Genomic DNA, 18,986 nt, shown 5'->3' with positions numbered 1-18,986 from the left:
CGGGGACCTCCGGCGAGCGCCAGCGAGGAGTGAAGTGACCTCAGCCCATCCGCAGGACGCGCAGATCCGCGCCCTGTACACCGCCTTCCTGGAGGCGTGGAACCGGCGCAGCGGAGCAGCGGTGGCGGCCACGTTCGCCGACGACGGGGACATCGTCGGGTACGACGGCACGCACACCAGCGGCCGGCTGTCGATCGCCTCGGAGCTGCGCCGCGTCTTCAGCAGCCACCCGACGGCGACCTACGTCGGCCTCGTCCGGTCCGTGCGGCAGCTCGCGCCCGGCACCGCGGTCCTGCACGCCCACGCAGGGGTCATCCCGCCGGGCGAGGAGGACCTCGACCCGGTGCTGCACTGCCAGCAGACCGTGGTCGCCGTCGAGGAGGCCGCGGGGCGCTGGAAGATCTCGCTGTTCCAGATCACGCCGGTGGCCTTCGCGGGCAAGCCGGCGGCCCGCGAGGCGCTGACCACGGAGCTGCGCGGGCTGCTCGCCGTCCGGTGAGCCGCGACGGCGTCCTCGTCGACGCGGCCGGGCTCCGCGCCGAGACCCGCCGGATCGTGCTGCTCGACGTCCGGTGGGCGCTCGGTGACGACCGCGGCCGGGAGCGGTACCGGGAGGCGCACCTGCCGGGCGCGGTCTTCGTCGACATGGACACGGAGCTGGCCGACCCGCCGTCCGCGGCCCAGGGACGGCACCCGCTGCCGTCGTTACAGCGACTGCAGTCCGCGGCGCGACGCTGGGGGATCGGCGCGGGAGACGGGGTCGTCGCCTACGACGACTCCGGTGGCCTCGCGGCCGCCCGGGCGTGGTGGCTGCTGCGGTGGGGCGGGCTGGACGACGTCCGGCTGCTGGACGGCGGCCTGGCCGCGTGGCGGGCGGCCGGCGGCCCGCTGGAGGCGGGCGAGGTCGTCCCCGAGCCGGGGGACGTGACCCTGAGCGGGGGCGGCATGGCCACCTTGACCGCGGACGAGGCGGCCGGCCTCCCGGCCGCCGGCGGGGTGCTGCTCCGACGCCCGCGCCGGCGAGCGGTACCGCGGCGAGGTCGAGCCCGTGGACCCGCGCGCCGGGCACGTCCCCGGCGCGGCCAGCGCGCCGGCCACGGCGAACCTCGCGCCCGACGGCACATTCGTTGCAGCCGCTGTACTGACGGAGCGGTTCGCCGCCCTGGGGGCGGTGCCCGGCGCCGACGTCGGCGTGTACTGCGGGTCCGGGGTCACCGCGGCCCACCAGGTCGCCGCGCTCGCGGTCGCGGGGGTGGACGCCGCGCTGTGGCCCGGCTCGTGGTCGCAGTGGGCGAACGACCCCCGGCGGCCGGCCGCGACGGGGCCCGACCCCGGGCTCAGGACAGGACCTTGAGCCCGATCACGCAGCCGACGATCCCGCCGACGAGCAGCAGCCGCACGACGCTCGCTGGCTCGTCGCCGGTGGCCATGGCGACGAGCACGGTCAGCGCCGCCCCGACGCCGACCCACACCGCGTAGGCGGTCCCGGTCGGCAGCTCCCGCAGCGCGTACGCCAGCCCCGCCATGCTGCCGGCCAGCGCGAGCAGGAACACGACGGACGGCCACAGCCGGGAGAGGCCCTCCGAGCGGCCGAGCGCGGTGGCCCACACCGACTCCAGGACACCGGACAGGACGAGCACGAGCCAGGACACGACGACCTCCGAGGTCGCCGTCTTGTCGCTGTCCGGGTACGGCGCCGCTCGTCCGGGGGCCGGGAGGCCTCGGCTCCATGCTGGCACGCCGGCGGCGGGTCAGCGGGAGAAGTGCGTCACCGGCCGGTCCTGGGGCACCCCGTCCAGCACGACGTCCACCGCCTCGTCGAGGAACGCGACCAGGCCCGCGACGGCCAGCGCCGCGCCGACCGGCGTCTCGTAGCTCCAGGCGACGTCGGTGGGGCCGCCGCGGACCGACCAGTAGTCGCTGGTGCGGCCCTTGTACGGGCAGCGGGTGCGGGTCCCGCTGGGCACGAGATGGGCGAAGCGGACGTCGGTGCGCGGCAGGTAGCAGCGGGGCGGCAGGCCGGTCTCGAACAGCAGCACCGGGGACCTCGACTCGGCGAGCAGCACCCCGCCCAGCTCCACCCGCACGTGCCGCTGGGAGCGCAGGGCGTCGACGCGGGCGTAGGGGTTGCGCGGGTGGACGAAGACCTCCTCGTCCTCCTCGAACCAGGCGTCCAGCGCCGCCCACTCGAACCGCAGGTGCCCGGCCAGCGGCCCGTCGGTGTAGCACCAGCCGGCGGCGGGCCGGTCGGTGGAGCCGGCGCGCAGGCCGTGGCGGCGGGCGCGCCCCAGCGGGCGGTCCTCGTCGACACCCTCGTCGACGAGCACGGCGGGGTCGACGTCGGCCACCGGCACGTGGAACTGCGGGTAGGGCGGCCACTCCCAGCCGTAGCGGGCGCGGCTGGTGTCGAGCACCACGCGGTCGGCCAGGACCGCGCGCACCCGGCGCGGCACCGGCTCGACGGAGCCGGCGGGCACGATCGGCTGCGGGTAGGCGGTCACGGCGCGATCCTGCTCCGCCCCGGCCCGGCTGTCAGGAGCCCGCCGTCAGCAGCGCGCCGGGAGCCCGCCCGTCAGGAGTTCGGGCAGTTCTCGTCGATCCAGGCGCCGACCCGCTCGAAGGCGGGGCCGAGGGTGGCCCCGGCGTCGGCGATGATCGCGACCGCCTGCTGCTCGGCGTCCGGCGCAGCCGGGTCGATGGCGGCGACGGCGTCCCGCAGCCCGGCGAAGCCGTCCCGGGACGCCTGCCAGTCCTCGGCGATCTCGGCCGGCGGCTCGAGCGCGTCGAAGGCGTCGAGGGTCTGGTCGAGGGCGGCGACGAACGCCGGGATGCCCATGCCCTCGGCGTCGTCCAGCGCCTCCCCGGCCTCGCCGAACAGCTGCTCGCCGTCGGTGCAGAACTGCGCCAGCTCGGGGTCGGCCGGGCGCGAGGAGCTGCTGCTGGAGGAGGACGAGGACGAGGAGGAGCTGGAGGACGAGGTGGCGGTGGTCGCGGGGCTCGCCGTCCCCGACACCTCCTCGCTGCAGCCGGTGAGCAGCAGGCCGGCGGCGACGACGGCGGGCAGGACGGCCGGGACGAGGGCGCGGGAACGAGACGGCACCGCACCACGCTAGCCAGCGCGGCGCGGACCCGCCGTCCCGGCGAGGGCCGTGTCGTAGCGGTCGAGCAGGACGGCGGCGACCCGGCCGTCGGGCAGCAGGGGAGCGGTGACGGCGTCCGCGCCGGCGCCGGCCAGCTTGTCGGCGAAGTGCCCGGGGGCCAGCAGATACGCGGCGACCACCACCCGCTCGGCACCGGCACGCCGCGCGGCGGCGACGGCGTCGGGGACCGGTGGCTGCGCGGCCGAGCCGTAGCCGGTGGTCACCGGCCCGGCCCAGGAGCGCTGGAGCAGGGCTGCGGTGCCCTCGACGCCGGCGACCGCCCGACGGTCGCTGGACCCGGCGGCGGCGAGCACGACCGCGGTCCCCGGGTCGCGCGGGTCGGCGCCGGCGGCGGTCAGGCGGTCGGTGAGGACCTCGGCCAGCCGCGGGTCCGGGCCCAGCGGCCGTGCGGCGACGACGCTGTCGTGGCCCTCGACGGCCGCGGCGATGTCGACGTGCACGTGGTAGCCGCCGGACAGCAGCAGCGGGACGACCACCGCGGGGCGCCCCTCGGCGGCGAGCCCGGCGACGACGTCGGCGACGGTGGGCGGCTGGACGTCGACGAAGGCGGCGACGGTGTCCAGGCCCGGGCGCAGCTCCCGCGCGGCCAGGGCGAGCTCGGCGACCAGCCGCCGCCCGGTGGGGTTGCGCGTGCCGTGCGCGCAGGCGACGAGGACCGGGGCGGCTGCCCGGCCGGCGTCGGGGGTCACAGGCCGGACAGGACGCCGCCGTCGACCGGCAGCATGACGCCGGTCAGGTACGAGGCGGCGGGGGAGAGGCAGAAGGCGGCGACGCGGCCGAACTCCTCGGGGCGGCCGTAGCGGCGCAGCGGGATGCCGGCCTCCGCCGCGCGGCGCGCCGCCTCGGGGTCGGCGCTGCGGGAGGTGAGCTCGAGGATCCGGTCGGTGGCGATGCCGCCGGGGAGCAGGCCGAAGACGCGGATGCCGCGCGGGCCGAGCTCGGTGGCCAGTGACTTCGCGGTCATCGCGAGGCCGGGGCGCAGGCCGTTGGAGATGGCCAGGTGCGGGATGGGCTCGCGGACCGACGTGGACAGCACCAGCCCGATCGCGGCGCCGTCGTCCAGGTGCGGGACCAGCGCCCGGACCAGCCGCAGGGTGCCCAGCAGGACCGAGTCGATCGCGGCCCGCCAGTCGTCCTCGCTGGTGTCGAGGACCGTGCCCGGCGCCGGCCCGCCGACGGAGACCAGGGCGCCGTCGAGCCGGCCGAGCCGCGCGCGCCCCTCGGTGACCAGGTGCTCGGCCGCCGCCGGGTCGGCGAGGTCGGCCGGCGTGCCGAACGCGGCCGGCGCCCCGCCGAGCTCGGCGGCGGCCCGCGCCACGGACTCCGGCGTGCGGGAGCTGACCAGCACCCGCGCGCCGTCGTCGACCAGGGCCCGGGCGGCCGCGAACCCCAGTCCCCGGCTCGCGCCGGTGAGCAGGTACCCGCGACCGCCCAGACCCAGGTCCATCGGGATCAGGCGTTGCGCAGCGAGCGCAGGACGTACTGCATGATCCCGCCGTTGCGGTAGTAGTTCGCCTCGCCGGGGGTGTCGATCCGGACGCGGGCGTCGAACTCCACGTCGCCGGCCGTGACCTTGACGGTCTTCGGCGTGCGGCCCTCGTTCAGCTCGGTGATCCCGGTGATCGTGAACTCCTCGTCCCCGGTCAGGCCGAGCGACGCGGCGGTCTGGCCCTCGGGGAACTGCAGCGGGAGCACGCCCATGCCGATGAGGTTGGAGCGGTGGATCCGCTCGTAGCTCTCGGCGATGACCGCCTTGACGCCCAGCAGCGCGGTGCCCTTGGCGGCCCAGTCGCGCGAGGAGCCCGAGCCGTACTCCTTGCCGGCCAGCACGACCAGCGGGATGCCGGCGTCGATGTAGGCGCGCGAGGCGTCGTAGATCGTCGTCGTCTCGCCGGTCAGGTGGTTCTTGGTGACCCCACCCTCGGTGCCGGGCACCAGCTGGTTGCGCAGCCGGATGTTGGCGAAGGTGCCGCGGATCATGACCTCGTGGTTCCCGCGGCGCGAGCCGTAGGAGTTGAAGTCGCGCCGCTCGACGCCGTGCTCGGACAGGTACTTCCCGGCGGGGCTGTCGGCCTTGATCGAACCGGCCGGCGAGATGTGGTCGGTGGTGACCGAGTCGCCGAGCACCGCCAGCGTGCGGGCACCGGTGATGTCGCCGACCGGGGCCGGCTCGGCCGGCATGCCCTCGAAGTACGGGGGCTTGCGGACGTAGGTGCTCTCGGCGTCCCAGTCGAAGGTGCGGCCGGTGGGCGTGGGCAGGTTCTGCCACTGCTCGGTGCCGGCGAAGACGTCGGAGTAGCTGCGGCCGAACTGCTCCGCCGAGACCGCCTGGTCGATGGTCTGCTGGACCTCCTGCGGGGAGGGCCAGATGTCGCGCAGGTAGACCGGCTGCCCGTCCTTGCCGGTGCCCAGCGGCTCGGTGGTGATGTCGATGTCCATCGACCCGGCCAGGGCGTAGGCGATGACCAGCGGCGGGGAGGCCAGGTAGTTCATCTTGACGTCGGGGTTGATCCGGCCCTCGAAGTTCCGGTTGCCCGAGAGCACGGAGACGACGGCGAGGTCGGCCTCGTTCACCGCGGCCGACACCGGCTCCGGCAGCGGGCCGGAGTTGCCGATGCAGGTGGTGCAGCCGTAGCCGACCAGGTAGAAGCCCAGCTTCTCCAGGTACGGGGTGAGCCCCGACTTCTCGTAGTAGTCGGTGACGACCTTCGAGCCCGGCGCCATCGTCGTCTTCACCCACGGCTGGCTGGACAGGCCGGCCTCGACGGCCTTCTTGGCCAGCAGGCCCGCGCCGATCATGACCTGCGGGTTGGACGTGTTGGTGCAGGAGGTGATCGCGGCGATCACGACGTGGCCGTTGTCCACGAAGGTCTCCGTGCCGTCCTCCAGGACCACGCGGGTCGGCTTGGAGGGGCGGTCGGGCACCCGGTCGGGGACGACGGTGTGCGGCTTGCCGGCCTCGCCGTTGCCGGACGCGAACGGGCTGGCCGGGTCGGAGGCCGGGAAGGTCTCCTCGACCGACTCGTCGACGTTCGAGGCGGTGTCGGCGGCCTGGTCCTCGTCGCCGTCCACGCCGTGCGAGGCGTAGGTCGGCAGGACCTCGCGGAACGCGGCCTTCGCGTCGGACAGCGCGACCCGGTCCTGCGGCCGCTTCGGGCCGGCGATGGACGGGACGACGGTGGAGAGGTCCAGTTCCAGGTACTCGGAGAAGGCCGGCTCGCGCGACGGGTCGTGCCAGAGGCCCTGCTCCTTGGCGTAGGCCTCGACGAGGGCGACCTGCGCGTCGCTGCGGCCGGTGAGCCGCAGGTAGGCGATGGTCTCCTCGTCGATCGGGAACATCGCCGCGGTGGAGCCGAACTCCGGGCTCATGTTGCCGATGGTGGCGCGGTTGGCCAGCGGCACCGAGGAGACGCCCGCGCCGTAGAACTCGACGAACTTCCCGACGACGCCGTGCTGGCGCAGCATCTCGGTGATCGTGAGCACCAGGTCGGTGGCGGTCGAGCCCTCGGGCAGCTCGCCGGTCAGCTTGAAGCCGACGACGCGCGGGATGAGCATCGACACCGGCTGGCCGAGCATGGCGGCCTCGGCCTCGATGCCGCCGACGCCCCAGCCCAGCACGCCCAGGCCGTTGACCATCGTGGTGTGCGAGTCGGTGCCGACGCAGGTGTCGGGGTAGGCGACCGTGCGGTCACCCTCCTGGCGCGGGAACACCACGCGGGCCAGGTGCTCGATGTTGACCTGGTGGACGATGCCCATGCCCGGGGGGACGACCTTGAAGTCGTCGAACGCGCCCTGGCCCCAGCGCAGGAACTGGTAGCGCTCGCCGTTGCGCTGGTACTCGATCTCGACGTTGCGCTCGAAGGAGTCCGGCGTGCCGAACACGTCGGCGATGACGGAGTGGTCGATGACCAGCTCGGCGGGGGCGAGCGGGTTGATCGTGTCGGGGTCGCCGCCGATCTCGGACATGGCCTCGCGCATCGTGGCCAGGTCGACGATGCAGGGCACGCCGGTGAAGTCCTGCATGACCACGCGGGCCGGCGTGAACTGGATCTCCTCGCTCGGCTCGGCCGAGGGGTCCCAGTTCGCCAGGGTGCGGATGTGGTCGGCGGTGATGTCCGCGCCGTCCTCGGTACGCAGCAGGTTCTCGAGGAGGACCTTGAGGCTGAAGGGCAGCTTCTCGGCGCCCTCCACCGCGTCGAGCCGGTAGATGTCGTAGTCGGTGCCCTCGACGCTCAGCGTCGCCCGAGCCCCGAAGCTGTCCTTGCTGGCTGCCACTCTTCTGCGCCTACCCCTCGCTGGTTGCGTCCGCGGCGTCTGCGTCGCGCTCGTTGCCACCCCCGATCATCCCAGCCCGCGCGCACGGGTGCGCGAGTGAGGCGACCCTTCCCTCACCCGTGACCTCGGCCACTCCACCGCGGGGACGGCGGCGCCGCCCGGACGTCCCTACGGTGGACGGCGTGCCCCCGCCCTCCGCAGCGGTCCCCGACTGGCTGGCCGGTGCCCGCCGGGTCACCGTGCTGACCGGGGCCGGCATCTCCACCGACAGCGGCATCCCCGACTACCGGGGGCCGAACGGCGTGTGGACCCGGGACCCCGACGCCGAGAAGCTCGTGACGCTGTCCTGGTACGTGGCCGACCCCGGGATCCGGCGCCGGGCCTGGCTGATGCGCCGCGACCTGGCCGGCGGGGAGATCCGCCCCAACGCCGGCCACCGCGCGCTGGTGGACCTGGAGCGGCAGGGGCGGCTGCGGGCGCTGGTGACCCAGAACGTCGACGGCCTGCACCAGGCGGCCGGCTCCGCCCCGGGCCGGGTGCTGGAACTGCACGGCACCGTGCACGCGGTCGAGTGCCTGTCCTGCCGGGACCGGACGACGACGGCGGAGGCGCTGGCCCGCGTCGACGCCGGCGAGCCGGACCCGGCGTGCCTGGTGTGCGGCGGGATCCTCAAGACGGCGACGGTCAGCTTCGGGCAGGCGCTGGACGCCGCCGTGCTGGACGCCGCCGTCGCGGCCGCCGGCGACTGCGACGCGTTCCTCGCCGTCGGGACCTCGCTGGGCGTGCACCCGGCCGCCGGGCTGGTCGAGGTGGCGGCCGCCGCCGGGGCGCGGGTGGGCATCGTCAACGCCGAGCCCACGCCCTACGACCGGCTCGCCGACCTCGTCGTCCGCGAGCCCATCGGCACGGCGCTGCCCCGGCTGCTCGCACCGTGACCCTGCTGGCCGTGCACCTGACGCTGGCCGCCGCCTACGCCGGGTTCCAGTGGACCGTGCGCGGGCTGGTCTACCCGCAGATGGCGCTGGTGCCGGCCGCGGCGTTCCCGGCGTTCGAGCGGAGCCACCAGCGCCGGGCCACCCGCGTCGTGGGCCCGCTGTTCGCCGGGCAGGCGGTGACCACGCTGTGGCTGCTGGTCGACCGGCCGGCCGGGACGCCGCTGCTGGGGGTGCTCGCCTCCGCGGCCTGCCTCGCCGCCGTCCTGGAGCTCACCGCGCTGGGCGCGGTGCCCCAGCACCGGCGGCTGGACCGCGGCTGGGACCCCGTCGTGCACCGCCGGCTGCTGCGGGTCGACACCCTCCGCGCGCTTACGGCGACCGCCGGGGTGGCGGTCGCGCTGTGGTTGCTGCTGGCCTGAGGCGGCCCGGTCCCCGCCGGGACCGGGCCGCCCGGCGCCGGGGTCAGCCGACCACGTGCCCGTGGGTGAACAGCCCGGCCGGGTCGACGCGGCGCTTGACGGCCAGCAGCCGCTGCCGGTCGGCCTCGTCCCACAGCCCGCCGACCTGCGCCGCCGTCAGGGACCCGGCGAAGTTGAGCAGCGCGCGGCCGGTCGACCAGGGGGCGAGCGCGCCGGCGACGGCGTCCACCACGCCCGGCACGATGCCGGCGACCGGCGGGAACATGGGCCCCAGCACCCAGCAGGAGAAGGCGGCGTCGCGGCCGGCGACGGCGTTCGGCACGGCGGCCGGGCGGCCGACCGCCCCGCCGAGCTGGCGCAGCTCCACCATGACCAGCGGCACCTCGACGTCGGGGCCGGCGGCGGCCAGCACCGCGTCGACGGTGTCGGCGGTCAGCTCGCGCAGCAGCGTGCCGCGGTCGTAGGTCGGCATCGGGGCGGTCGGGTCCATGTGGATGGCGTCGACCGCGGCGAACGGCATCTCGCCGAGACCGTCGAGCAGCGCCGGGGCCACCGCGCGCATCGGCGCGACGAGCGCGGCGCCCTCCTCGGCGTCGCCCAGGTGCGCGACCCGCAGGTGCACCACGGTCTGCCCGCGCAGCGGCTCGGGCAGCGCCGGGTCCGGCGGCAGCCGCAGCACGGCGATCGACGTCGTCGTCTCCTCCGGCAGACCCGGCGCCCACTCGCGGTAGGCGTGCAGCAGCGCGGCCGCCGCCGAGCCGGGGAAGAACACCCCGCCGCCGTACAGCCGCGCGACCGGCACCAGGTCGAACTCCAGCGCGGTGACGACGCCGAAGGAGCCCTTGCCGCCGCGCAGCGCCCAGAACAGCTCCGGGTCGCTCGCGGCGTCCACGGTGCGCACCTCGCCGTCCCCGGTCACCAGCTCGGCGCGGCGGACGGCGTCGGCCGCGAAGCCGTACCGGCGGGCCAGCGGACCGAGGCCGCCGCCGAGGGTGTACCCGACCACGCCCACCTGCGAGGACGAGCCCGACAGCGGGGCGAGGCCGTGCGGGGCGGCGGCGTCGATCACCGCCCGCCAGCGGGCGCCCGCGCCGACCCGGGCGGTGCGCGCGGCCGGGTCGACGTGCACCTCGTCCATCCGCGAGGTGGTGACGAGGACCGCGCCGGTCAGCGCCGAGACGAGCCCGTGGCCGGTGGCCTGCACGGCCACGGACAGGCCGCGCTCGGCGGCCCAGCGGACGGCCGCGGCGACGTCGGCGGCGCACGTGGCGCCGACGACGACCGCCGGGGCGGGCGTGTGGGTGGTGGTGAACGGCGCGACCTCGGCGGCGAGGCCGGGATCGCCGGCGCACAGGACGGGACCGCGGACGGCGAGCTCGAGCTCGGTGGTGGACAGGTCGGGGGTGGTGCTGGTCATGGCGGGACTCCTGGGGAGGCGGACGGGCGGGGCGGGGGAGCGGGCGGGGTCAGCGCCCGGCGGTGACCTCGAGGTCGACGGCCATCCCGGGGAGGGCCAGCCGGCAGACGCCGAGGAGGGTCGTGGGCGGGGAGGCGCCGGTGGCGGCCAGCCGCTCGGCGAGCACGTCGTAGGCGGCCAGCACGGCGTCGACGTCGGTGGTGTGCACGGTCAGCCGCAGCACGTCGGTGAGGTCCATGCCGGCGGCGGCGAGCACCGACTCGACGTTGGCCAGCGCGAGCGCCAGCTGGGCCGCGACGTCGCCCTCGTGCAGCAGGGCGCCGTCGTCGTCGACCGGGCCCTGGCCGGCCAGGGTGAGCAGGCGGGCCGGGGCCGGGCGCAGCTGCGCCTGGTCGAAGCCGAGGGCCGCGCTCCAGCCCGTGGGGTTGATCCGCTCGACCGGAGCGGGAGGCGCTGTCATGGCGTCGACCCTGGCGTCGCGGCCGCCGCCCGCCCATCCCAGCGATCTGGGGAGTCGGACCCCCAGGAGTCTGGGGGTTCCGCACCGGGCCGCCGCGGTCCACACTCCTGCGCCGTGACGACGATGCTGGCCGAGCGGGTCCGTGCGCAGGTCGACGGGCTGGCCGCCAGCGGCCTGGACGTCGAGACCTTCGCGATGACCGCCTTCGACGTGCTGCGCCGGGCCGTTCCCTTCGTCGCCGGCTGCGTGGGCAGCGCCGACCCGGCCACCGGGCTCATCACCGGGACGGTGAAGGACGGCGAGCTCACCCACGAGACCGACGACGAGTGGGCGCACTTCGAGTACGAGGTGGACGACCCGACCGCCTTCCTGCGGGTCGCCCGGCTCCCCGGCGGGGTGCTGGCCCTGGAGGAGGCGGGCAGCGGGGTGGTCGGTCGCTCACCGCGGTTCCAGGACTTCCTCCGCCCGGTGTGGGGCTTCGACGACGAGGTGCGGGTGGCGCTGCGCACGGACGACAGCACCTGGGGGTTCATGGCGCTGTTCCGCCAGGGCGCCGGCCGGTTCACCGCCGCCGACCAGGCGTTCCTCAGCGGCGTCGCCCCGGCCCTGGCCACCGGCCTGCGGGCGGGGCTGCTGGTCGCGGCCGCCGCGCGGGCCCCCGAGGTGGACGGGCCGGCGGTGGTCGTCGTCGACGTGGCGGGCGAGGTCGTCTCCGCCAGCGTCGGGGCCGAGGCCCGCGTGGCCGACCTGGGTGGCGGGCCGCTGGGCCGGTCCGCGCTGCCGATGGCCCTGCTGACCCTCGTGCGTGCCGCCCGGCGGGCCGTCGTCGGCGGGCGCCCGGCGCTGCCCCGGATGCGGCTGCGCACGCTGTCCGGCTCCTGGGTCGTCGCGCACGCCTCGCCGCTGGTGTCCCGGGACGGCGGCGGCACGGACGTCGTCCTCACCATCGAGGAGGCCCGGCCGCCGGAGATCATCCCGCTGGTCGTGGCCGCCTTCGGCCTCACGCCGCGGGAACGGGACGTCGTCACCCTGGTGCTGCAGGGGGTGGACACCACCGCGATCGGCCGGGCCCTGCACCTGTCGGCCTACACCGTGCAGGACCACCTCAAGTCGATCTTCGCCAAGGCGGGGGTGCGCAGCCGGCGCGAGCTGACCGCCCGCGTCTTCTACGACCAGTACGCGCCGCGGCTCGCCGCGGGCGCCGAGGTCGGCACGACCGGGTGGTTCGCACCTGCTGCCACGGGGGCCGCCGAGCGCTAACGTCCGGCCATGCGCGTGCCCCTGACGACCCGGGACTTCCTCGACCGTGCGGAGCTGGTGTACGGCGACCGCATCGGCATCGTCGACGAGCCGGCCCAGCCCGCCCCCTCCCTCGGCGAGCTGACCTGGCGGGAGGTGGCCCGCCGGGGCCGCGCCCTGCAGGCCGGCCTCGACGCGCTGGGCGTCGGGGCGGGTGAGCGGGTCGCCGTGGTCAGCCACAACGCGGCCCGGCTGCTGGAGGTGCTGCTCGCCGTCCCCTCGTCGGGGCGGGTCGCCGTCCCGGTGAACTTCCGGCTGGGCGAGGAGGAGGTGCGCTACATCGTCGGGCACTGCGGCGCGCGCGTGCTGCTGGTGGACCCGGAGCTGCGCGAGTCGCTGAAGGGCGTCACGGCCGAGCACTGCCTGGGCACCGGCGAGGAGTACGAGCAGCTGCTGCGCTTCGACACCGAGCCGGTCCCGTGGGCCGAGCCGGACGAGGACGCCACGGCCACCATCAACTACACGAGCGGGACGACGGCGCGCCCCAAGGGCGTGCAGATGACCCACCGCAACGAGTGGGTCAACGCGGTCACCTTCGGCATGCACATGCAGGTCAGCGACCGCGACGTCTACCTGCACACGCTGCCGATGTTCCACTGCAACGGCTGGGGGCTGCCCTACTCGATGGCCGGCGTCGGCGCCCGGCAGGTCGTGCTGCGCAAGGTCGACGGCGCCGAGATCCTCCGCCGCGTCGAGCAGCACGGCGTGACCGTGATGGCCGGGGCGCCGGCGGTGTGGAACGCGGTGCTCGACGCCGCGGCCGAGTGGGACGGCGAGATCCCCGGCCGCGACCGGGTGCGGGTCATCGTCGCCGGCGCCCCGCCGCCGTCGCGGACCATCGCGCGGATCGAGGCCGAGCTGGGCTGGGAGTTCAACCAGATCTACGGCCTCACCGAGACCGCGCCGCTGCTCACCATCAACCGGCCGCGCGCCGAGTACGACGGCCTCGAGCCCGAGGAGCGGGCCCGGCAGCTGTCCCGCGCGGGGGTGCCGGGGCTGGGGACCCGCCTGTCCATCAGCGAGTCCGGCGAGGTGCTGGCGCAGGGCAACACGGTGCTGGCCGGCTACTGGGAGAACCCCGACGCGTCGGCCGAGGCGCTCGAGGGCGGCTGGTTCCACACCGGCGACGGCGGCTCCCTGGACGAGGGGGGCTACCTCACCATCTCCGACCGCAAGAAGGACGTGATCATCACCGGCGGCGAGAACGTCTCCTCGATCGAGGTCGAGGACGTCGTCTTCGGCCACCCCGCCGTCGCCGAGGTCGCCGTCATCGGGATCCCGGACGACAAGTGGGGCGAGATGGTCACCGCGATCGTGGTGCTCGCCGAGGGGGAGCAGGCCGACGAGGCGGCGATCATCGCGCACTGCCGCGGCAGGCTGGCCGGCTACAAGGTGCCCAAGCGCGTGGAGTTCCGCGACGAACTGGCCCGCACCGCGACCGGCAAGATCCAGAAGTTCAAGCTGCGCGAGGCCTTCTGGGCGGGCTCCGAGCGCCAGGTCAACTGACCCGCCGCCCCACCCGGGCAGGACGGGGGCCCGGGGCGCCTCACCCCCTGGGGTGAGGAGGCGTCAAGACCACCCGGACGAGCGCCGTTCCGGGAAGGGTGAGCAGCGGAGCGCGCACGAGGCGACGAACGACGCGGGTGTCCCGGTGGACCGTCCGCGGAGCGGGGACGGGCATCGCCGCCCTGGTGGTGCTCGGGCTGGCCCCCGGCGTGGCGTCGGCCGCGCCCACCGCCGGCGATGTCGCCGCCGCCCAGGCCGCGCGCGACGCGGCCGCCGCCCAGGTCGGGCAGCTGACCGCCCAGCTCGCCGCCGCGCAGGCCGCCGCCGCGCAGGCCGGGCAGGACGCGCAGATCGCGCTGCAGGACTACGAGGAGACCCAGGCCGCCCTCGAGGAGGCCCGCGCCGCGCAGGCCGCCGCGCAGGCCGCCGTCGACCAGGCGCAGGCCGAGCTGGCCGAGGGGCGGGCCGACGTCGCCGACTTCGCCCGCCGCAGCTACATGCAGGGCACCACCTCGCCGGGCATGACCGCGCTGATGAGCGCGGGGGGGCCCGCCGAGCTGCTCGAGCGCGCCACCCTCCTGGAGGCCGCGGGCACCCACCGCGTCGACGTCGTCGGCCAGCTCACCGTGCTGGAGCAGCAGGCCGGCGCCGCCGAGGAGCAGGCCACCGCCTCGGCGGACGAGGCCGCGCAGCTGGAACAGACCGCCGCCGAGCAGCTGGCGGTCGCCCAGACCCAGGAGATCGCCGCCCGCGAGCAGACCGCGGCGCTCACCGAGCAGCAGGCCGCCGTCGAGCAGCAGCTCGCCGCCGCCGAGGCGGAGGTCGGGGAGCTGACCGCCGAGCGCCAGGCCGCCCAGCAGGCCGCGGCACGGCCCCCGGCGGCGCCCACGCCCAGCGCCCCGCAGCCCGCGCCCCCGTCCTCCGCGGCCCCGTCCGGCTCCGGCTCGCCGGCAGGGTCCGGCCCGTCCTCCTCCGGGGGCGGCACCGGCTCCTCGGGCGGCGGCAGCACCGGCACCCCGGGCGGCGGCGGCAGCTCCGGTGGTGGCGGCGGGACCCCCGTGCCGCCGCCGACCACGGCCGGTGCGCCGTCCGCCGGCGCCGCGCAGACCGCCATCGACGCCGCGCTCAGCCAGCGGGGCCTGCCCTACAGCTGGGGTGGCGGCGGGGCGAACGGCCCGAGCTACGGCATCCCGCCGGACACGAACGTCTACGGCTTCGACTGCTCCGGGCTCACCGAGTACGCCTACGCGCGGGCCGGCATCCGGATCGGCGGCACCAGCCGCGACCAGTACCACCGCTTCCGGGACCGGACCGTCGCCCGTGCCGACCTGCAGCCCGGCGACCTGGTCTTCTGGGCCAACGGGTCGTCCTACACGTCGATCTACCACGTGGCGATCTACATGGGCGGCGGCAAGGTCGTGCAAGCGCCGCAGAGCGGGGACGTCGTGAAGGTGTCGAACATGTGGTACGGCCGCGACTACTTCGGGGCCGTCCGCCCGACGGCCTGACCCGCTCCCGCCCCCCGAACGCCGACAGGGCCCTGCGTCGCCGCAGGGCCCTGTCCACGTTGGGGCGTCGGGCAGCCACGGGGGGAGCTGCCCGACGCAGGGCGAGGTTAGCAGCCCACCCGTCGCGCGGGCAGGGGCCAGTGCGCGGCGGTGGCCCCGTCCCGGTGGGCGCGCCCACCCAGCTGGGCGCCCGGGTGTAGGACACTGGCCGGGGGACGGGCAGACCGACCCGTCGCCGGCCTCCGGGAGGCCGCGAACCGGCACGAGCAGGGAGCGCAGTGACCCAGGCCGCCAGCACCTCGTCCGAGACCCCCCACGGCGCCACCGCGTCGGGCGGCCAGCCCGTGCCGCCGGCCGCCGACGCCGCTCGTCTTGAGCGGGCCCTGTTCGAGATCAAGCGGGTCATCGTCGGTCAGGACCGCCTGGTCGAGCGCATGCTGGTGTCCCTGCTGGCCCGGGGGCACGTGCTCCTGGAGGGCGTGCCGGGCGTCGCCAAGACCCTCGCCGTCGAGACCCTCGCCACCGTGGTCGGCGGCCGGTTCGCGCGGCTGCAGTTCACCCCCGACCTCGTGCCGGCCGACATCATCGGCACGCGCATCTACAAGGCCGGTCAGGACGCCTTCGACACCGAGCTCGGCCCGGTGTTCGCCAACTTCGTCCTCACCGACGAGATCAACCGCGCGCCGGCGAAGGTGCAGTCGGCGCTGCTGGAGGTCATGGCCGAGCGGCAGGTCTCCATCGGCGGGGTCACGCACCCGCTGCCCGACCCGTTCCTCGTGCTGGCCACGCAGAACCCGATCGAGTCCGAGGGCGTGTACCCGCTGCCCGAGGCGCAGCGCGACCGTTTCCTCATGAAGGTGCTCGTGGACTACCCGAGCCCCGAGGAGGAGCGCGAGATCATCTACCGGATGGGCTCCAACCCGCCGGTGGCCGAGACCGTGCTGGGCCCCGACGACCTGCGGCGCATGCAGCACACCGCCTCGCAGGTGTTCGTGCACCACGCGCTGGTCGACTACGTGGTCCGCCTCGTCGTGGCCACCCGCGCCCCGCGCGAGCACGGCATGGACGACGTCGCCTCGTGGGTCTCCTACGGCGCCAGCCCCCGCGCCTCCCTGGGGCTGATCTCGGCCAGCCGTGCGCTGGCGCTGGTCCGTGGCCGGGACTACGTGCTGCCGCAGGACGTCCTGGACATCACCGCCGACGTGCTGCGCCACCGGCTGGTGCTCTCCTACGACGCGCTGGCCGACGGCGTGCCGGCCGACCACGTCGTGAAGCGGATCCTGCAGACCGTTCCGCTGCCGCAGGTCACCCCCCGCCAGCGGGCGGGCGGCTTCGGCCCGTCGCTGCCGGGCGGGCCCACCGTGCCGGGCTTCGGCGGCCCCGGCCCGCAGTTCGGCCCGCCGGGCCCGCAGTTCGGCCCGCCGGCGCCCGGCCAGCCCCCGCGTCCGCAGGTCCCCGCCGCCCAGGTCCCGGGTGCCCAGGTCCCGGGTGCCCAGATCCCGGGTGCCCAGGTCCCGGGTGGGCCGGTGCCGGGTGCGCAGGTGCCCGGCCCGGGCGTTCCCGGCCCGCAGGCGCCGGGGACCAACGGCTACGGGCACGGACCGCAGCCGGCGTGAGACTGCGGCGCAGGGCGGCCGCCCGGGCGGCTGCGCCGGAGCAGGAGGCGGTCCCGCCCCGCGCGGAGAGCGCGCCGGGCGGCGGGGCCGACGGCGCGGTCCCCGAGGGCTCCGTGACCGAGGCCTCCGTCCCCGAGGCCTCCGTGACCGAGGGCTCCATCACCGACGGTGCGCCTCCCGACGGGTCCACGACCGGGAGCAGCGGGGGCCCCGCCCGCCCGGCCGCCGACACCCCCGGCTCCGGCATCGACCCCGCCCACGCCGGCTCCCCGACCGACGACGGGGCGCCGCCGAACTTCGCCGAGGGGCCGGCCGACGTCCTGCTCCAGCGGCTGGAGCTGACCATCCGCCGGCGGCTCGACGGGTTGCTGCAGGGCGACCACCAGGGCCTCGTGCCGGGCTCGGGGACCGAGGCCGGCGACTCGCGCACCTACCACCCCGGTGACGACGTGCGGCGGATGGACTGGCCGGTCACGGCGCGCACCCAGGTGCCGCACGTGCGGGAGACCATCGCCGACCGCGAGCTGGAGACGTGGGCCGTGGTCGACCTGTCCGCGAGCCTGGACTTCGGCACGGCCAACTGCCAGAAGCGGGACCTGGCCATCGCCGGGCTCGCCGCGGTCAGCCACCTGACGGTGCGCGGCGGGAACCGGCTCGGCGCGGTCGTCACGACCGGCGAGCGGGTGGACCGCTACCCGGCCGCGCCGGGGCGGCTGGCCGCCGACCGGCTGCTGCGCTCGGTCGTCGCGACGCCCCGCGCCGCCGGCGGCCGCCGGGGTGACCTGGCCGCGACCCTGGAGTCGCTGCGCCGGCCGCCGCGCCGCCGCGGGCTGGTCGTCGTCGTGTCGGACTTCCTGGGTGACAGCGACTGGGAGCGGCCGTTCCGGCTGCTGTCGGCGCGGCACGAGCTGCTGGCCATCGAGGTGGTCGACCCGCGGGAGCTGGAGCTGCCCGACGTCGGCCTGCTGACCGTGGTCGACCCGGAGACGGGGCAGACCCTCGAGGTGCCCACCGGGAACGCGGAGTTCCGCGCCCGGTTCGCCGCGGGGGCCGCCGCGCAGCGCCGGGAGATCGCCCGGGCGCTGCGCCGCGCGGGGGCCGGGCACCTGCAGTTGCGGACCGACCGTGACTGGCTCATGGACGTGGTGCGGTTCGTCGCCGATCGCCGGCGCGCCGGCAGCGGAGGGGCTTCCCGATGACCTTCCAGGCTCCGCTCTGGCTGCTGGGTCTGCTGGCGGTCGTGGCGCTGGTGGCGCTGTACGTCGTCCTGCAGCTGCGGCGCAAGAAGTACGCCGCCCGGTTCACCAACGTCGCGCTGCTGGGCACGCTCGTGCCGAAGCGCCCCGGCTGGCGGCGGCACGTCGCCTTCGGGCTGGTCGCGCTGGCCCTCGGCGTGCTGGTCGTGTCGCTGGCGAAGCCCAGCACCGAGGTGGAGGTGCCGCGGGAGCGGGCGACGGTGGTCATGGCCGTGGACGTCTCGATGTCCATGCAGGCCACCGACATCGAGCCGACCCGCTTCGAGGCGATGCAGAAGGCGGCGAAGGAGTTCGTCGACGTCCTCCCCGAGCAGATCAACCTCGGGCTGGTCGCCTTCTCGGGGACCGCCACGACGCTGGTCACGCCCACCACCGACCGCGGCCAGGTGCGCGCGGCGATCGACAACCTCGAGCTGTCGGAGGCCACCGCGATCGGCGAGGCGATGTTCACCTCGCTGCAGGCGATCGCGAACTTCCAGTCGGCGCTGGGGGAGACCGAGGACGAGGTGCCCGCCCGGGTCGTGCTGCTGTCGGACGGGTCGAACACCGTGGGCCGCAGCACCACCCAGGCCATCGACTCGGCGCTGGACGCCGGCGTCCCGGTGTCGACGATCGCGTTCGGCACCGACTACGGCAGCGTCGAGATCGAGGGCGAGTCCGTGCCGGTGCCGGTCGACCGGGCCGCGCTGGAGGACATCGCGGACGAGACCGGCGGCAGCTACAGCGAGGCGGCCAGCGCCGCCGAGCTGGAGGAGGTCTACGCCGACCTCGGCAGCCAGATCGGCTACACGACCGAGCCGCAGGACGTCAGCTACTGGTTCGTCCGCGGCGGCGTGGTGCTGGCCCTGCTCGGCGTGGCGCTCAGCCTGCTCTTCACCAACCGCCTGCTGTAGCGGGGGGGGGGGGGGGGGGGGGGGGGGGGGGCGGGCGGGGGGCGCGCGCGGGCCGGGCGCGCGCCCCCCCCGCCGCGCCCGGGGGGGGGGGGGGGGGGGGCGGGGGGGGGGGGGCCCCCCCCAGGACCGGGCCCCCCTCGAGGAAGGCGTGGACGATCAGCCGCTGCCGCGCCGAGTACTTCGGGTGGCAGGTCGTCAGGGTCAGGTAGGCCCCCGACGGCGGCGCCTCCGGCGGGGCCAG

18 protein-coding genes, 1 pseudogene and 1 riboswitch are annotated in these 18,986 nt (G+C 76.1%); of the genes and pseudogenes, 11 read left to right on the top strand and 8 right to left on the bottom strand.

The genetic code is table 11. The features are described from left to right. Positions 1–34: 34 nt before the first annotated feature. The 3 genes and pseudogenes from ACI781_RS04810 (at position 35) to ACI781_RS04800 (ending at position 1,354) form a co-directional block, all read left to right on the top strand. Positions 35–499 carry an SgcJ/EcaC family oxidoreductase gene (locus tag ACI781_RS04810; protein ID WP_456564933.1) on the top strand — a complete coding sequence of 155 codons (465 nt, stop codon included), beginning with the start codon at positions 35–37 and terminating at the stop codon, positions 497–499. Continuing rightward, a pseudogene (locus ACI781_RS04805) lies at positions 496–816 on the top strand (sulfurtransferase); the annotation flags it as partial. The gene ACI781_RS04810 and the pseudogene ACI781_RS04805, both read left to right, overlap by 4 nt. A 232-nt stretch (positions 817–1,048) precedes the next feature. Next, entirely contained in the window at positions 1,049–1,354 is a 306-nt protein-coding gene (locus tag ACI781_RS04800) for a sulfurtransferase (RefSeq protein ID WP_456564932.1), read from the top strand. Here the strand turns inward: ACI781_RS04800 and ACI781_RS04795 are convergent. From ACI781_RS04795 to ACI781_RS04770, 6 genes are all read right to left on the bottom strand, one after another. Continuing rightward, entirely contained in the window at positions 1,338–1,652 is a 315-nt protein-coding gene (locus tag ACI781_RS04795; RefSeq protein WP_456564931.1) for a DMT family transporter, read from the bottom strand. The two genes, ACI781_RS04800 and ACI781_RS04795, sit on opposite strands and share 17 nt — an antisense overlap. An 11-nt stretch (positions 1,653–1,663) precedes the next feature. Then, positions 1,664–1,731, bottom strand: a riboswitch (guanidine-III (ykkC-III) riboswitch). 20 nt (positions 1,732–1,751) lie between these two features. Continuing rightward, positions 1,752–2,501 (bottom strand): DUF427 domain-containing protein, encoded by a 750-nt coding sequence (locus ACI781_RS04790; RefSeq protein WP_456564930.1) that lies wholly within the window; start codon positions 2,499–2,501, stop codon positions 1,752–1,754. A 71-nt stretch (positions 2,502–2,572) separates the two neighbouring features. Further along, positions 2,573–3,100, bottom strand: a complete 528-nt coding sequence (locus ACI781_RS04785) for a hypothetical protein (RefSeq protein WP_456564929.1) — start codon at positions 3,098–3,100, stop codon at positions 2,573–2,575. Positions 3,101–3,109: 9 nt separating this feature from the next. Further along, entirely contained in the window at positions 3,110–3,850 is a 741-nt protein-coding gene (locus ACI781_RS04780; RefSeq protein WP_456564928.1) for a sirohydrochlorin chelatase, read from the bottom strand. Beyond that, positions 3,847–4,608: an SDR family oxidoreductase gene (locus tag ACI781_RS04775; RefSeq protein WP_456564927.1), complete on the bottom strand. Its 762-nt coding sequence runs from the start codon at positions 4,606–4,608 to the stop codon at positions 3,847–3,849. Before ACI781_RS04775 ends, ACI781_RS04780 begins: the two co-directional genes overlap by 4 nt. A gap of 5 nt (positions 4,609–4,613) precedes the next feature. After that, positions 4,614–7,436 carry an aconitate hydratase gene (locus ACI781_RS04770; RefSeq protein ID WP_456564926.1) on the bottom strand — a complete coding sequence of 941 codons (2,823 nt, stop codon included), beginning with the start codon at positions 7,434–7,436 and terminating at the stop codon, positions 4,614–4,616. Positions 7,437–7,618: 182 nt separating this feature from the next. On the opposite strand from ACI781_RS04770, the gene ACI781_RS04765 reads away from it, so the two are divergent. Both ACI781_RS04765 and ACI781_RS04760 read left to right on the top strand, forming a co-directional pair. Further along, on the top strand, positions 7,619–8,371 hold the full coding sequence (locus ACI781_RS04765; RefSeq protein WP_456564925.1) for an SIR2 family NAD-dependent protein deacylase: 753 nt from the start codon (positions 7,619–7,621) through the stop codon (positions 8,369–8,371). Further along, positions 8,368–8,790: a DUF1772 domain-containing protein gene (locus tag ACI781_RS04760; protein WP_456564924.1), complete on the top strand. Its 423-nt coding sequence runs from the start codon at positions 8,368–8,370 to the stop codon at positions 8,788–8,790. Before ACI781_RS04765 ends, ACI781_RS04760 begins: the two co-directional genes overlap by 4 nt. Positions 8,791–8,833: 43 nt before the next feature. Here the strand turns inward: ACI781_RS04760 and ACI781_RS04755 are convergent, their stop codons facing one another. Further along, complete coding sequence (locus ACI781_RS04755) at positions 8,834–10,207, bottom strand: FAD-binding oxidoreductase (RefSeq protein WP_456564923.1); 1,374 nt, start codon at positions 10,205–10,207, stop codon at positions 8,834–8,836. Between the two features lie 49 nt (positions 10,208–10,256). Then, positions 10,257–10,667, bottom strand: coding sequence for a RidA family protein (locus tag ACI781_RS04750; RefSeq protein WP_456564922.1), 411 nt, complete (start codon positions 10,665–10,667; stop codon positions 10,257–10,259). 123 nt (positions 10,668–10,790) lie between these two features. Here ACI781_RS04750 and ACI781_RS04745 point away from each other — a divergent pair, with 123 nt between their 5' ends. The 6 genes from ACI781_RS04745 to ACI781_RS04720 all read left to right on the top strand — a co-directional run bounded on the left by ACI781_RS04745 (position 10,791) and on the right by ACI781_RS04720 (position 18,745). Continuing rightward, positions 10,791–11,927 carry a LuxR C-terminal-related transcriptional regulator gene (locus ACI781_RS04745; protein WP_456565093.1) on the top strand — a complete coding sequence of 379 codons (1,137 nt, stop codon included), beginning with the start codon at positions 10,791–10,793 and terminating at the stop codon, positions 11,925–11,927. Positions 11,928–11,936: 9 nt separating this feature from the next. Next, on the top strand, positions 11,937–13,472 hold the full coding sequence (locus ACI781_RS04740; RefSeq protein WP_456564921.1) for an AMP-binding protein: 1,536 nt from the start codon (positions 11,937–11,939) through the stop codon (positions 13,470–13,472). A 137-nt stretch (positions 13,473–13,609) separates the two neighbouring features. Continuing rightward, positions 13,610–14,980, top strand: a complete 1,371-nt coding sequence (locus tag ACI781_RS04735) for an NlpC/P60 family protein (protein ID WP_456564920.1) — start codon at positions 13,610–13,612, stop codon at positions 14,978–14,980. Between the two features lie 278 nt (positions 14,981–15,258). Then, on the top strand, positions 15,259–16,596 hold the full coding sequence (locus ACI781_RS04730) for an AAA family ATPase (RefSeq protein WP_456564919.1): 1,338 nt from the start codon (positions 15,259–15,261) through the stop codon (positions 16,594–16,596). Between the two features lie 113 nt (positions 16,597–16,709). Beyond that, the gene (locus ACI781_RS04725; RefSeq protein WP_456564918.1) at positions 16,710–17,795 is read left to right on the top strand and encodes a DUF58 domain-containing protein; all 1,086 of its coding nucleotides are present in this window, start codon (positions 16,710–16,712) and stop codon (positions 17,793–17,795) included. Next, the gene (locus tag ACI781_RS04720) at positions 17,792–18,745 is read left to right on the top strand and encodes a VWA domain-containing protein (protein WP_456564917.1); all 954 of its coding nucleotides are present in this window, start codon (positions 17,792–17,794) and stop codon (positions 18,743–18,745) included. Before ACI781_RS04725 ends, ACI781_RS04720 begins: the two co-directional genes overlap by 4 nt. Positions 18,746–18,986 lie beyond the last annotated feature (241 nt).

This window comes from Blastococcus sp. SYSU D00695 (assembly GCF_054050555.1).
The sequence above is the reverse complement of the archived record's forward strand: the minus strand, read 5'-3'. Positions and strand labels throughout refer to the sequence as shown.